The sequence below is a fragment of the Chryseobacterium sp. GQ58 genome (assembly GCF_059758895.1).
On sequence record NZ_JCAXEH010000001.1, the window covers coordinates 887,482 to 902,860 of the forward strand.

Genomic DNA, 15,379 nt, shown 5'->3' on the forward strand with positions numbered 1-15,379 from the left:
ATGAAATATTATTTTTTAAAGAAAACATTAAATGTAAAAATAAAAGGCTTTTATCCACAAGTGAATAATGTAAAGTATTATTGTAATATTTGGGATACACCAAATTTTATGGGTAACATTCATTTCAAAAAGTTTCCAAGTGATGTTATTCTCGCAACACCAATTTTAGATAAAAGAGCTAATTTAACTGACTTGATTGAAATTTGGGATGTAGGATTTAATTTAAGTTTATTAATGTCAGGTAGATTAAAAAAAATCTTAGAAAAAAATCTTGATAAAAGTAGAGGAGAGTTTATTAACTGTCCGATTCTAAAAAATGATATAGAATATTCTGATTATTGGATTTTTAATGGATACAGCTTTGATCAAGAATATATAGATTTTCAAAATTCTCTTATAAAATATGAAAAACAAGCTGATGATTACGAAACTACTTATAATACTACAATGATTTTTTTGAGTATTATGACTTTAGAAGAATTTGAAAAATGTATAAAAGTTGCTCAGCAAAAAGCTGAATTAATAACAATAGAGAAATTAATCTTAAAAGAAAACATAATTAATAAAGATTTCTTTATGTTACGTTATGTATTTAGTGGAATGCACCTTATTTCAGAGAATTTAAAAAAAGAAATAGAAGAAGCAGGTTGCACAGGAGTAGAATTTCAACCAAGTTATTTATCTTTAAATGAATGGCTTCATAACGAAAGAGAAAAAGTATATGGAAAATCATAAAGAAATTGACCCACTTCAGGAATGGATAAATACGGATGAAAAGTTATCCTCAATTCTCTTAGAAATACAGGGGATGCCAATTTCTGTAGAAGAGCAGGCAGAATTGGCTTTTCACAGAATATCGGAAGCGTATAATATACCTAAAACACCTCAAGATATAAATTATGAGAATAAAGAATATGATGAAGAGGAGATTGAGCCTACATCAGTTTATCAGCATCTAGGGTTGATGAGATATTTAAAGCCAAACGAAGACCCTAGAGGTCTTGTACTTTCAGCAATATTTTTTGCAAAGAAAAACTTAGAAGTAGATTATGATTTGGTTTTTGCTAAAGCAGAAGATGAAGGTATTGATAAAAATAATATTACAGGTATAGGATATTTAGGAAGCAATTACGATGTGAAAATAGTCTTTGTAAGAAATACTGAAAGTTGGTCAGATTTAGGGTGTGATTTTTTCATAAAAATTGTAGAACCCAATATTGGTCTTCCATTTATAATGAACAAACTCTGATGAAATATAGCGTAACAACATTACTATTATTTATAGGATTGAGCATGAATGCTCAATCCTATAAATCTTTTATACCAACAAAAGGTGAAATTGTTTTCAGGGAAATATCAAAAATTACAGACAGAAAATCTTTTGATGAAGCTTTGGAGCGTTCGAAAGAAAAGTTTATGGAATCTCTCAAAAAAACATTCCTAAAAGAAGAAGGAAGTGCAGGAAAGGAACATGAAATAGATCAAAATGTCGCTTTGGCATCCGAAATGCTTGAAACCTTACATTTTTCTCAAGACTCTTCCCGTACTTACCATCTGCGATTTAATGGCTTAGAGATCGGTAGCTTAATTTTGGAAGGTGAAGAAGTTTTCACAGATAATGTATTTGTAGAAAACACTTATCCTTACTCTTCAAACGTAATCCTGAAAATTGTCACAGACAAGCAAAGTAAGAAAACAATCAACGGCTACGATTGCTATAAAGTGACTTATGAATATAAGGAAAATGATAAAGAAGGAGACGAAGATTACCTCGAATATGTAAAAAATACTATTCATAAACGTGAAATGTGGGCTACGGATAAGATAAAATCTTTATATCATCCTGTGATCTATGAAAAACAAATTTTAGAAAAATATTACCCTATTGATATTCTGGAAACTCAAAGTGATATCAAAGGTTTTGAAAGAAAATTTGTATTACAAAACATTAGCCTTAAATAAATAACCGCAGATTTTTTCTGCGGTTTTTTTATATCAAAACCAAACCACAGTTGACAATAATTCAAATAAATAAATAAAATATTTCATAAACAATAATTTTTTTCACTTATAAATAATTTTTCATCAATTTTTTTCTCTAAATTTACTTTAATTAAAAAAAATACAATTATGTCAAAAAATGAAACAGGGCATGCAAAAACCATTGCAAATGCCAACTTATTATGTACCCACATCGACGCATTGGGAGCAAAATACAATCCCGGCAATTCAAAATTACTTCTTGCAAATCTTCAAAGCATGTACAATGCTGCCTTTTCAGATCAGGAAGCTGTAAACAATTCCTTGGCACCGTATTCTCTGGCGGTAGATCATCGCGAAAAGCTTTTTGCACCGGTAAGCAAAAAAATAACAAAGCTTCGGAAAATGTATAAAGCTACAGAAGGGGTTACATCGCTTCAGTTAGAAGATTTTATGACTATTGCCAGAAAGCTGAAGGGCATCAGAAAAGTAAACCTTGATGATGCTATTGATCCGGAACAAAAAAATAAGCAGATTTCAGCCTCACAGATGAGCTACGATCTGCGTACAAACAATTACGATCTTTTGGTGTCGTTATTACAGAACACACCCGGCTATTCACCCAACGAAACGGAGTATCAGGTGGCTACCCTTCAACAGGAAAAAGTACAGATGCTGCAGGTCACTCAGGCGGTTGCAGATTCTTTTGTCCCTTTAAATACGGCTCGTACACAAAGGAATCATACGCTTTACCTTTCAGAAGACAATTTAGTAGATACCTTCAACAAAGCCAAAGATTATATGTTTACAATTCTCGACGGAAACTCGGTACAATACAAAACAATCTCTAAAATCAAATTTAAAAAAGCATAACCGGACTAAAGGTTAAAAAAATCTGAATGTTCAAAAAAATCATGCATTCAACCTTATAGGTTTCCAAAAACCTATAAGGTTTTATTCACAAAACCTATTTTTTTCAGTTTGTCATCCTGAAAGGATCTCAACAGCGAATTAAAATACATAAGACATCCTTCAAAATAGATAAGGAATCTTTTAAAATAGATAAAGCATCCTCCAAAGTATATAAAGCATCCTCCGGAATCGATAAGCCTTTTGCAAAATGAAATATAGCTTCCGCCAAAATAGAATAACCGTTCCCTAAACCATTTCTCATGTTATCCAAAATAAATAAACCATCCGCTGGATCAGAATGACATATATCTCATGTCAATAATCTCTTATTTAAAAGATAAATTCATAATTTAGCACTCTTAAAATATGAAATATGGTTGCTATTGTTGATAGTGGTTCTACAAAATCAGATTGGGTAATATTGGATGAATTTAAAAATGTTTTTCTAAAAACAGAAACCATTGGTTTCAACCCAAATTTTATCAGCAAAGAGCTTATTGTTCCGGAAATAGAAAAAAACAACAGTTTAACTTCTCTTAAAAATTCTATTACAAAAATCTTTTTTTACGGTTCCGGATGTGGCGTGAAAAAAAACTGCGATACTATAAAAGAAGAAGTTGGTAAAGTATTTTTCAACGCTTCGATCATTGTAAGAGAAGATCTTTTGGCGGCTGCATACGCTGCATATCGCGGCAAGCCTGCCATTGTCTGTATTCTCGGCACGGGTTCCAATTCATGTTTTTTTGATGGTGAAAATTTAAAAATAAAACTTCCTTCTTTAGGCTTTCTTATGGGCGATGAAGGAAGCGGAAGTGCTATCGGAAAACAGTTGGTGAGAAGATATTTTATGCAGAAGCTTCCTCAGGATCTTCATCTTGAGTTTCAGGAAACGTATAATCTGACGATTGACGAAGTATTGAAAAATATGTATCATACGACAAGGCCCAATGCTTTTTTAGCAGATTTTAATAAATTTGTTGTAGAAAGAAAAGAACATCCTTATTTCAAAGAAATGGTTTTTGAAGAGATGAAAAGCTTCTTCGAATACCAGGTTCTTCCTTATGAAGAATCGAAAGAATCCGAAATTAATTTTATCGGATCTATTGCTTATTATTATGAAAATATTTTACATTCTGTAGCTTCAGAATTCAATTTAAATGTGGGACATGTTGTACAAAAACCTATCGAAAGTTTAGTCAATTACCACATTAAATATATACTTTAAAAATAAAATTTTATGTCAAGTAAAACTCACCGCGACGAAAAGAACTTTAATCAGGCCGCGTTAGATTATCATAAAGCTGAACCCAAAGGAAAAATTGAAGTCATTCCTTCAAAACCCCACTCATCACAGAGAGATTTGTCATTGGCATATTCTCCCGGAGTTGCGGTTCCTTGTATGGAAATCCACCACAATCCTGAAACAGTTTATGATTATACAGGAAAAGGAAATCTGGTTGCTGTGATTTCCAATGGAACGGCAGTTCTCGGTTTAGGTGATATCGGAGCCGAAGCTTCAAAACCGGTAATGGAAGGAAAAGGTCTTTTGTTTAAAATTTTTGCAGATATCAATGTTTTTGATATTGAGATTGATGAAAAAGATCCTGATAAATTTATACAGATTGTAAAAGGTATTGCACCAACTTTTGGCGGAATCAACCTTGAAGATATCAAAGCTCCTGAAGCCTTTTATATTGAGCAAAAGCTGAAAGAAGAACTGGATATTCCTTTGATGCACGACGACCAGCACGGAACAGCAATTATTTCTGCGGCGGCTCTTATCAATTCTTTGCAGATTGCCAATAAAAACATTGATGAAGTAAAAATGGTAGTCAACGGAGCGGGAGCTGCTGCCGTTGCATGTACCAATTTGTATATGTCGCTGGGCCTTAAAAAGGAAAATATATTAATGTGCGACAGCAAAGGCGTTATCAATCATAAAAGAGAAAACCTTACTGCAGAAAAGCTTGATTTCGTTGTTCATACAGATATTGACACTTTAGAAGACGCCGTGAAAGGTTCGGATGTTTTTATCGGATTGTCTAAAGGAAATGTGATGACTTCTGAAATGCTGAGCAGCATGGCAGAGAACCCAATCGTTTTTGCATTGGCTAATCCGGATCCTGAAATCGCTTATGATTTGGCAATTGCTACCAGAAAAGACGTGATTATGGCAACCGGAAGAAGTGATTATCCTAATCAGGTAAACAATGTTCTTGGCTTTCCGTATATTTTCCGTGGCGCATTAGATGTTCAGGCAAAAGGTATTAATGAAGAAATGAAGCTGGCCGCAGTTCATGCAATTGCAGATTTAGCAAAAGAACCTGTTCCTGAAGCCGTTATTTTAGCATACAATGTTCAGAATTTACAGTTTGGAAGAGAATATTTTATTCCAAAACCATTCGACAACAGATTGATCACAAAAGTTTCCAGCGCAGTAGCAAAAGCAGCCATTGAAAGCGGAATCGCAAGAAAAACAATCGCAGATTTTGACGAATACGAAAATCAGCTTCTCGACAGAATGGGAAGAGACGAAAAGCTGGTAAGAATGATGCAAAGCCGTGCAAAGTCTAATCCGAAAAGAGTGACTTTAGGAAATGCAGAAGAATATAATGTTTTGAAAGCGGCGCAAATACTTTATGAAGAAGGTATAGCAAATCCTATTCTTTTGGGAGATAAAAAGTACATCAAAGAACAGATGGAACGCTTCGGAATCACTCTTGATGTTCCGATTATAGATCCTAATGATGACGATCAGAAAGCCAACAGAAAAAAATACAGGGAAACGCTTTGGAAACTTCGTCAGAGAAAAGGAATGAACGAATATAAAGCCAAAAGATATGTTCGCCAAAGAGATTATTTTGGGCCATTGATGCTGAAACATGGCGATACTGACGCTCTTATTATTGGTTTTTCAAAAAATTATACTTCGGTATTGCGCCCTGTTTTAGAAGTTATAGAAAAAGATAAAGGAGTTGATAAAATAGCTGCAATGATGATGATCTTGTCCGAAAAGAAACCTATTTTCTTTGCCGATACTTCCATCAGCAAAAATCCGGCAGCAGAAGATTTGGTAAATATTGCTAAAATGGCGGAACTTACTGTAAAATCATTTGCTATCGAACCAAGAATTGCAATGCTCGGATACGAAAACTTCGCAGCAATATCAGATACTTCAAAAAAAGTGGCCAAAGCAGTAAAAATCCTGCATGAGAAATATCCAAAAATGATTGTTGATGGAGAAATTCAGCCGGATTTTGCAATGAATGCAGATCATTTATCGGATTATCCTTTTTCAAAATTAGGAGAAACACCGGCCAACACATTTATATTCCCTAACTTAGAAAGTGCCAATTTATCTTACAAAATCATCAGAGGAATGAAAGTTGCGCAGGTGATCGGACCTATTTTGATGGGACTGAAACAGCCTGTACACGTTTTACAGATGCGCTCAAGCGTTGATGAAATTGTCAATTTGGCAACAGTTGCCGTTTTGGACGCGCAGAGAAGAGAAATCAAAAAATAAATTCATTATTTATATCAATATATTAAACTCCAAATCTTTTTTGGAGTTTTTTGTTTTTAGGCTATATCATTGAATTCGGAATGGCAAAATAAGTTAAATATCAATCTTATCTTAAATGAAATTAATAGTTAGTTTAAATTACTATATTTGGGAGTTATAAAAATAAATAATGATATTTTCTTTACAAGGTATTGTTCAGGAGCTTACACCCACTTATGCAGTTGTGAATGTCAACGGAGTGGGGTATTATGTAGGAATTAGCTTAATGACATCGCAGACGCTTACGCTACATCACGAGACCATGTTATTTATACAGCAGATCATCCGAGAAGATGCACATCTGCTTTTTGGTTTTAACACTCGTTTGGAAAAAGAAATGTTTAATCTCTTAATAAGCGTTAATGGTGTTGGTGCCGTTTCAGCATTGATATTACTGTCTACTTTAAGTCTTTCGGAGATCGCTACAGCAATACTTTCCAAAAATAGTGCCGTGATTCAGAAAGCTAAAGGAGTTGGCGCCAAAACAGCTGAAAGAATCATTGTTGATCTTAAAGATAAGGTACAGAAATTCGGCACTGCAGAAGAAAATATTTCTTCACTCGCAAATAATAAAATTAAGGATGAATCGTTATCTGCATTAGAAGTTTTAGGAATTTCTAAAAGAATGAGCGAAAAGATTGCTGATCGCATTATTAAGCAAAATCCAAGCATTTCGGTTGAAGAGTTGGTAAAACAAATTTTAAAAAACATTTAACATTTGGTGAAAAATAATAAGTTTCTCAATATATATTTAATCCTGTCATTTTTATTCTTATCAATAAATCTATCCGGACAGGAAAATCCACAAGGTTTTTCTATTAAAAAGGATTACAAAATAAGTGACCCTACCTATTATGAAGCCTTCTACGATATCAGAACAGGGATGTATTATGTATATCCAAAAATAGGTAATACGGTTACAGGCCCGCCAACAGCGATGTCGCCGGAGGATTATAAAGAATTTATGCTTGCCGAGCAGGCCAGAAACTACTATAAAGACAAATCTGAAAGATATAATCTGCTATTTAGAAAAGATACTTCTGAAGCAGAGAAAAAAGGTTTAATTCCTTCTTTAACGATCAACAACAGGCTTTTTGAGACTATTTTCGGAAGCAACAAAATTGAAATTATCCCTTCAGGATATGCTTCTTTTGATTTTGCAGGATTGTATCAGAAAATTGATAACCCTTTAATTTTACCTCAAAACCGAACAAGTTTTACTTTCGATATCGATCAGAGAATTCAGTTGGGTTTGCTTGGAAAAGTGGGCGAAAACTTACAATTAAAAGCCAATTATGATACTCAAAGCGGTTTTGCATTTGAAAACAGGATGAATCTTGTTTGGCAGGCAAAAGGCAGCTGGAAAGATCTTCAGACCAAAGGTTTAGGCGATGTCAACAAACCAAGCGCAGGCGGAGAAGATAAAATCATCAAAAGAGTTGAATTTGGTAACGTAAATATGCCACTTTCAACCAGTTTGATCCGTGGGTCGGAATCTTTATTTGGAGTAAAAACAGAGTTTCAATTAGGCAAAACTTTTGGAACAGTGGTTCTTTCCCAACAACAAGGTGAAGCTAGAAATATTGTTGTACAGGGCGGTGGAGCCTTAAGTACTTTTAAGGTGAATGCGATAGATTACGAAGACAATCAGCATTATTTCATCGGACATTACTTTTTAAACAATTATGATACTGCTTTGCAAAATTATCCTCAAATCAATTCCAGAATCAGTATCAGCAGAATGGAAGTTTGGGTTTTGGATCAGGGGAATTCCAATTTGGCATATCAAAAAAGTATTGTAGGTATTAGAGATTTGGGGGAAGGTGCTTCGGGATTACCGGATAATACCCAAAACGGACTTTATCAGGCTGTATCAAATGCTATCGGTACACCAAGAGAACAAGGGAAAAATTATTTACCGGCTTTTCAGGGACAAACATTTCCGGGCAGTACTTTGCCATATGATAATGGAGAGCACTTTGTTTTAAATTCTAAAGCCAGAAGATTAAATGCCAACGAATTTACCTTTCATCCGCAATTAGGGTATATTTCATTAAATCAAAGACTAAACGACAACCAGCTTTTGGCGGTTTCTTATTCATATACGGTCAACGGGACCAATCAGATTTATAAAGTCGGGGAATTTTCTGAAGAAAGCCCTGTTTTAATTACCAAAGTTTTAAAGCCAAATAGCACAGTAAAAACCACATCGCCAATGTGGGATTTGATGATGAAAAATATTTATGCTTTGGACGCAGGACAAATAGATCCGGACGGCTTTATTTTAAATATTTATTATCGTGATGCTCAAACCGGAGGTAAAGTAAATTATCTACCGAATACACCTGTTCAGGATACCAATTTATTGAAATTGTTAAATTGGGACCGACTGAATATGAACGGCGATTTACAATCAAATAACGGAGTTTTGGGTGACGGTATTTTCGATTTTGTAAGTGGAATTACCGTTCGTCCCGAATTAGGGAAGTTGATTTATACAAAAGTTCAGCCTTTCGGAAGTTACATGGCGAGTCTTGTAGGAAATGATCCGCAATATGTATTTACAGATCTGTATACGCAGCAGAAGCAGGTGGCAACATCAAGTAACTTGGCACAACGATATACAATGGAAGGCCGTTACAAAGGTTCGCAAGGGCAAGGGATTTCTTTAGGTGCCGTCAACGTTCCTCAAGGTTCCGTGAAAGTTTCCGCAAACGGTGTACAATTAACAGAAGGGGTAGACTTTACCGTTGATTACATGCTGGGAACGGTAACAATTATTAATGAAAATGTAAAACAATCCGGTCAGGCGATCAATATTTCATTAGAAAACCAATTGACTTTTAATACCCAAAGAAAAAGATTTTTGGGATTAAATTTAGAAAGAAGAGTTAGCGAAAACTTTATTTTCGGAGGTACGGTGATCAATTATTCAGAATCTCCGCTTACCCAAAAAGTAAATTACGGACAAGAAGCCGTGAATAATACGATGGCGGGAGTGAATATGATGTACAACAACCAGCTTCCTTTTCTTACGAGAATTACAGATAAAATTCCTGGAATTAATACCGAAGCACCATCCAATTTAAATTTTAAAATGGAAGCTGCATATCTACTTCCGGGAATCAATAAAGGGACAAACAATCAATCCTATATTGATGATTTTGAACAGACCACTTCAAAAATTTCATTGAAAGAGCCTGCAGCATGGAGCTTGGCTTCAAAGCCTGAAAAAAATCAAAATTATCCGATTTTTAACGGTGCAGGAGTGAATGATGATATCAGAAACGGATACGGAAGAGGATTGTTGTCTTGGTATAATATTGACCCGAGATTCTGGGGTGTTGGCGGGAAAGCTCCCGAAGGAATTACGCCGCAGTCTGTTTCAAATCACGCTTCAAGAAGGGTTCAGTTTTCCGAGATTTTTAACAATAGAGATTTTGTGGCGGGTGAGCAGACATTTACCAATACATTCGATATATCCTATTTTCCTCAGGAAAAAGGTCCGTATAATGTAAATCCAAATACAGAATCTACTCAACAAAGATGGGCGGGTATCATGAGGCCGATCAGTGTTTCCAACTTTGTGAATTCAAATATTGAATATGTTGAATTCTGGTTGATGGATCCTTATGCTGATAAAGATAATTTAGGAGTAGATCCGAAACTTTTACTTCATTTAGGAAATGTAAGCGAAGATATTCTGAAAGACGGATTGATGCAATACGAAAATGGTTTGCCAACTCCATCTTCGCCTTCTACCACATCCAATTCAAATTGGGGAACTCAGCCGAAACAGCCCCCTATTTTATACGCATTTGCTACAGAAGGGCAAGACAGAACGGCTCAGGATTTAGGATATGACGGATTAAGCTCAGGTCAGGAAAGTTTAAAATTCTCGGGAAGCACTTTTGTTAATCCTGTTACAAATATTACTGACCCTGCTATTGATGATTTCGTGTTTTATTTGTCGGATAAATTTACAGGAGCTCAAGCCACTTCACTTGTTCAGAGATACAAATATTTCAGAGGCCCGGAAGGGAACTCACAAAGTAATTCTCTGGAAGTTGCTTCTCAGACTCCGGATGCGGAAGATATTAATAGAGATTATAATTTAGATCAAAGCGAAAATTATAACGAATATGTTGTCAGTTTAGATCAGGCAAATCTTACTTTAGGTAATAATAATATTGTTGATGTAAAAACCGTGAAGGCAAAATTCCAAAACGGAAATGAAGAAGATGTGAAATGGTATTTGTTCAGAATTCCAGTTAATAAATATGATGAGCCAAATGTGGGTGGTGATAAAGAAGCTTCAGTTCTTAACAATGTAAGATTTGCAAGATTATTATTGACAGGATTTGATGAAGTTTCTACGTTAAGATTTGGAACCATAGATTTGGTAAGATCGGATTGGAGAAGATATCCTAAAAATATTGCAAAATTTACAGGAGGTTCTCCTGCAACACAACCAGATCCCGCTCTTGATGAAGGTTCTCTGAATGTAGATAATACAAATTTTGAAGTTGGAAGTGTAAATATTGAGGAAAATGGATTGAACCAGCCACCATATGTATTGCCTCCTGGAATCGACAGACAGGTTTTGAGTGGAAATGCCGGTGCGCAACGACAGAATGAAGCTTCTCTTTATATGAAAGTGAAGAATTTAGGTGACGAAGCGAGAGGTGTTTTTAAAAACGTATCTCTTGATATGAGAAGATATAAAAAACTTAAGCTTTTTGTGCATGCACAAAATTTAGATGCTCCAACATCACCTGATTATGATCCTGATGTTAAGTTCTTTATTCGTTTTGGTAGTGATGCGACAGACAATTATTATGAATATGAGTCTTCCGTAAAGTATACTCCAAATACAGCAACAACTCCATTAGAAATATGGCCTGTCGAAAATAATGTAGATTTAAATATTCAGGATTTTGTAGATGCTAAAATTAGAAGGGATAAAGAATTTCCTACTTCGATTGTTCAAAGAAGATGGGACGGACAATTTGGTGATAAAGATAAAAGAATCTACATCAAAGGTAGACCGTCGCTCGGAAATGTAACAACCATAATGGTTGGGGTAAGAAGTACAACACGTGGTGAAATAAATGCTAACGGTAGAGTACTTTGGGTCAACGAAATCCGACTTTCAGAAATTGAAAATGATGGCGGATATGCAGGTAATGCAAGCTTAAATTTCAATCTTGGTGATTTTGCGGTAGTCAATACAAATGCTTCTTATACTTCGGTTGGTTTTGGAAATATAGATTCGAAGCCTGCTGAAAGAAATCAGTCTACGCAATCGGCATTCAGCATCAATACGTCGGTAAATGTAGATAAATTCCTTCCTGAAAAAACAGGATTGAAAATTCCTGTGAATTATTCTTACTCGCAAACCATCGAAGATCCAAAGTACAATCCTTTGGATACCGATGTAGAATTCAGCAAGGCTGCAAACAGAGAAGAACTGAAAAAAGTAGCAAGAACATACACCCAACAAAGAAGTCTGGGCGTTGTAAACATGCATAAAGAAAGAGTAAACCAAAACAGAAAACCAAAATTCTACGACGTAGAAAACCTTTCTCTCACCGCGATTTATAACGATGATCATTATCGGGATATTTATACCAAGAAAAATTACAGACAGTATTTCAGAGGATATGTAGATTATAATTACACTTTCAAGCCTTGGGTGATAAAGCCTTTCAACAAAATGATCAGCGATACAGCCAAGTCAACGAAATATTTGAGATGGGTAAAAGAGTTTAATTTTAATCCTGTTCCGACAAGAATATCATTCCGAACAGAATTGGACAGAAATTATAACGAACTTGAATTCAGAAATATTGATGCCATTTTAAGTGGAAACTTGGGCGATGATTTTGCAGCGATCAAAAACAGAAACTTCTATTTTGGCTGGCAATATGGTTTAGGATTTAATTTTACAAAATCTTTAAAGCTTGAAATCAATTCCCTTACAAGAACTCTGAACGATAATGTGGATGTAAATTCGATGGATAATTCTTCTATTTTCGGAAATGTTTTCAGAGCGGGAAGACCGGTGTTGTACAATCACAGAGTGCAGCTGAATTACAAATTACCGTTCCAATATTTACCTTATTTAGATTTTATAGATGCAGAAGTAGGATACGGTTTCACATATAATTGGAATGCAAGATCTACGGCTTTGCTTTCGAGTCCGGACGGAAGTTTAGGATCAATCGGGCAAAATACGAATGTGATTCAGGCGACAGCATCTGCAGATCTTCCTAAGTTTTTTGGTCAGTTTAGTTATTTTAAAAAGATATCGTCAACGCTTCAGAAGCGTAAGCAGGAAATGGATTCTCTGAATAATGTTTACACGAAAGCATGGGAAAAAAACAGATATAAATATAAAAAGCATAAGTTTAAAAACAAGCTTTCGGTTTTACAGAGCGCAGCATTTTTGCTGACTTCCTTCAAGCAGCTGAATGTAAATTACTCTGAAAACAACGGAACGGTTCTTCCCGGATTATTATCTGCTCCGAACGGTTACGGATACGGACAAACTTTAGGTGGTCCAACGATTGGTTTCTTGTTGGGTTCTCAGGCAGACATCAGACGTACCGTAATCGAAAGAGGTTGGGTAAGTGATTCTGAATTTATGATTGATCCATATGTAAAAATGTCAACAAGAGAATTGCGGGCAGATTTGCAGATGATGCCAATTAATGATCTTAGGATTGATTTTAATGCTTTGCATACTTACAACAGAAATTTCTCACAATCGGGTTTCAATTTTAGGGATGATCAAAATTTCGCCAATCCAAATCTGACGTTTGCAAGTGATATGGTAAGTTATTCAAATTCTGTGGTGCTTGTTAATACGTCTTTCCAGAACGGACAGGCAGTTTACGCGGCGATACGGGAAAATGCAAAACAAATTTCGCAGCAATTAGGTGGCGCAATAGGTACAGACGGATTTACAGACGGACATAGTATTGCCAATGCATATGTTTTGATACCGGCTTTCCGAGCAGCAGTTGAAGGTAAAGCGCCTGAAAGAATTGGTAATGCCAAAAAAGCAGGTTTGCCGATTCCAAACTGGAGAATTGTTTATTCAGGTCTTAAAAACTTGCCTATTATAAGCGGACAGTTTACCAAGTTTGATATTTTGCATAGCTACAATGCGACTTATACAGCAACGGGTATTCAATCAAGTATTGATTATTTTAACAGTAGAACCGGAAATGATTTAAACAATACGCAACGAGATGTGAATGATGATTATATCAACCCATACACATTTGCTCAGGTAGGTTATGTCGAAGCTTTCTCACCGCTTTTAGGAATAGATGTTACGATGAGGAATAATATGCAGTTTGGCTTGCAGTACAACAGAATGAGAACATTATTATTAGGATTGGTAAATCATACGCTTACCGAAGATTCAAATACAGAATATGTTTTACGTTTAGGGTATATTATTAGAAACTTCAGATTGGGTAATATGGGCAATACGAGAGGCGGAAGAGGAAAAGGAAGTGATCTTAATATCAGAGGAGATTTCTCTTTGAGAGACAGCAGAACAAGCATTATGAATATCCTGCTGAATGATTCTCAGATTACAGGAGGTCAAAAGCTAATGAATATTAAGGTTTCTGCAGATTACAATGTTTCAGAAAATCTTAATTTAAGAGTGTTTTACGAGCAGATGACTTCAAAATATAAAATATCAACGGCCTTCCCGTTATCAACAATCCGAGCCGGACTTTCGGCAACGTTCACTTTTGGTGACTCGGGTGGGTTTTAATTAGAACTGAAATAAATTTAAAGTCCTTCAATTTTTGGAGGATTTTTTTATATCCTATATTTGAACCTTATGGAATTTTGAATACATTTGTAAAATAAAAATTTAAAAATGAACACACCATCAGAATTAAAGTACACTAAAGATCATGAATGGGTAAAGATCGAAGGTAATATCGCAACAATTGGTATTACAGACTTTGCGCAGGGCGAGCTGGGCGATATCGTTTATGTAGATGTAGATACAGTAGATGATGATATCAATGGCGGAGAGGTTTTCGGAAGTGTAGAAGCGGTAAAAACTGTTTCAGACCTTTTCTTGCCAATTTCAGGAAAAGTGACTGAGTTTAATTCGGCTTTAGAAGATCAACCGGAATTGCTAAACACAGATCCTTATGGAGACGGATGGATTATCAAATTAGAAATTGCCGACGATGCAGATCATTCAGAATTGCTTTCTGCAGAAGAATATCAGGCAATCATTGGATAGAATTTCAAACATATTTATAAAGATATTGCCCATTTATTGGGCATTTCTTACTTATATGCTCTTGCGGCCGGGGCAGGAAAACCACGAATATTGGTTCATGTTCAGCGGTATCGACAAAGTTTTGCATTTAAGTATATTTGCGATGCTCGGTTTTTCTTTTATTGCAGCATTTCCAAGAATCAGATTTTCCTATTATTTTCAGATCATTCTTATATATGCGTTCCTTACCGAAATTCTACAGGAAGAAATGCATCTCGGCAGATCAATGGAAACTTTAGACGTCGTCGCAGACACGATAGGATGTTTATTGGGATACTATATATATAAGGTATTGGTCAAACACTTTTTTTGAGACACATTCTTTTTTATAGCTTCTTTTCTTTCTTCCGGAGCTATTTCCCGCTTTTCGCTGTATCTTTTTAGGGGTTGCCTCCGCTTGGCTTCGTACACCCCAAAAAATGATGCCTCTTCAATCGGGGCTAGGGTATTGTTCGAGATAGTATTTTTGCCATAAATTTGCAGGGTTCCAATATTGTATAGAATTAAAGCTCCGTTAGGAGCTTAATGTTTGTAGCAGTTAAATGATGTCAGATAATTAAGAGCTCTGTAGGAGCGGCACATTCCATGCTTCAATCCTCGTT

10 protein-coding genes are annotated in these 15,379 nt (G+C 35.4%); all 10 read left to right on the top strand.

Features of this window, described 5'->3' with window-relative positions:
• Entirely contained in the window at nt 1-735 is a 735-nt protein-coding gene (locus tag AC6CHK_RS04235) for an imm11 family protein (RefSeq protein WP_498093845.1), read from the top strand.
• Nucleotides 689-1,249 carry a hypothetical protein gene (locus tag AC6CHK_RS04240; RefSeq protein ID WP_498093847.1) on the top strand — a complete coding sequence of 187 codons (561 nt, stop codon included), beginning with the start codon at nt 689-691 and terminating at the stop codon, nt 1,247-1,249. The genes AC6CHK_RS04235 and AC6CHK_RS04240 overlap by 47 nt, the downstream gene beginning before the upstream one ends.
• On the top strand, nt 1,249-1,962 hold the full coding sequence (locus AC6CHK_RS04245; RefSeq protein ID WP_498093849.1) for a hypothetical protein: 714 nt from the start codon (nt 1,249-1,251) through the stop codon (nt 1,960-1,962). Before AC6CHK_RS04240 ends, AC6CHK_RS04245 begins: the two co-directional genes overlap by 1 nt.
• A 168-nt stretch (nt 1,963-2,130) precedes the next feature.
• Entirely contained in the window at nt 2,131-2,853 is a 723-nt protein-coding gene (locus AC6CHK_RS04250; protein ID WP_498093850.1) for a hypothetical protein, read from the top strand.
• 412 nt (nt 2,854-3,265) lie between these two features.
• Nucleotides 3,266-4,117 (top strand): ATPase, encoded by an 852-nt coding sequence (locus AC6CHK_RS04255; RefSeq protein WP_498093852.1) that lies wholly within the window; start codon nt 3,266-3,268, stop codon nt 4,115-4,117.
• 12 nt (nt 4,118-4,129) lie between these two features.
• The gene (locus tag AC6CHK_RS04260) at nt 4,130-6,418 is read left to right on the top strand and encodes an NADP-dependent malic enzyme (protein WP_498093854.1); all 2,289 of its coding nucleotides are present in this window, start codon (nt 4,130-4,132) and stop codon (nt 6,416-6,418) included.
• Nucleotides 6,419-6,587: 169 nt separating this feature from the next.
• Entirely contained in the window at nt 6,588-7,172 is a 585-nt protein-coding gene (gene ruvA, locus AC6CHK_RS04265; protein ID WP_498093855.1) for a Holliday junction branch migration protein RuvA, read from the top strand.
• A gap of 6 nt (nt 7,173-7,178) precedes the next feature.
• The gene (gene sov, locus AC6CHK_RS04270; protein WP_498093857.1) at nt 7,179-14,252 is read left to right on the top strand and encodes a T9SS outer membrane translocon Sov/SprA; all 7,074 of its coding nucleotides are present in this window, start codon (nt 7,179-7,181) and stop codon (nt 14,250-14,252) included.
• Between the two features lie 108 nt (nt 14,253-14,360).
• On the top strand, nt 14,361-14,738 hold the full coding sequence (gene gcvH, locus AC6CHK_RS04275) for a glycine cleavage system protein GcvH (protein ID WP_498093859.1): 378 nt from the start codon (nt 14,361-14,363) through the stop codon (nt 14,736-14,738).
• Nucleotides 14,739-14,763: 25 nt separating this feature from the next.
• Nucleotides 14,764-15,090, top strand: coding sequence for a VanZ family protein (locus tag AC6CHK_RS04280; protein WP_498093861.1), 327 nt, complete (start codon nt 14,764-14,766; stop codon nt 15,088-15,090).
• The last annotated feature ends 289 nt before the right edge of the window (nt 15,091-15,379 follow it).

Excerpts from the sequence above, each read along its gene's own strand:
- AC6CHK_RS04240 (WP_498093847.1), top strand. The coding sequence starts at position 689 with ATGAATGGCTTCATAACGAAAGAGAAAAAGTATATGGAAAATCATAAA.
- AC6CHK_RS04235 (WP_498093845.1), top strand. The coding sequence starts at position 1 with ATGAAATATTATTTTTTAAAGAAAACATTAAATGTAAAAATAAAAGGC.
- AC6CHK_RS04245 (WP_498093849.1), top strand. The coding sequence starts at position 1,249 with ATGAAATATAGCGTAACAACATTACTATTATTTATAGGATTGAGCATG.
- AC6CHK_RS04260 (WP_498093854.1), top strand. The coding sequence starts at position 4,130 with ATGTCAAGTAAAACTCACCGCGACGAAAAGAACTTTAATCAGGCCGCG.
- AC6CHK_RS04250 (WP_498093850.1), top strand. The coding sequence starts at position 2,131 with ATGTCAAAAAATGAAACAGGGCATGCAAAAACCATTGCAAATGCCAAC.
- AC6CHK_RS04255 (WP_498093852.1), top strand. The coding sequence starts at position 3,266 with ATGGTTGCTATTGTTGATAGTGGTTCTACAAAATCAGATTGGGTAATA.
- gcvH (WP_498093859.1), top strand. The coding sequence starts at position 14,361 with ATGAACACACCATCAGAATTAAAGTACACTAAAGATCATGAATGGGTA.
- ruvA (WP_498093855.1), top strand. The coding sequence starts at position 6,588 with ATGATATTTTCTTTACAAGGTATTGTTCAGGAGCTTACACCCACTTAT.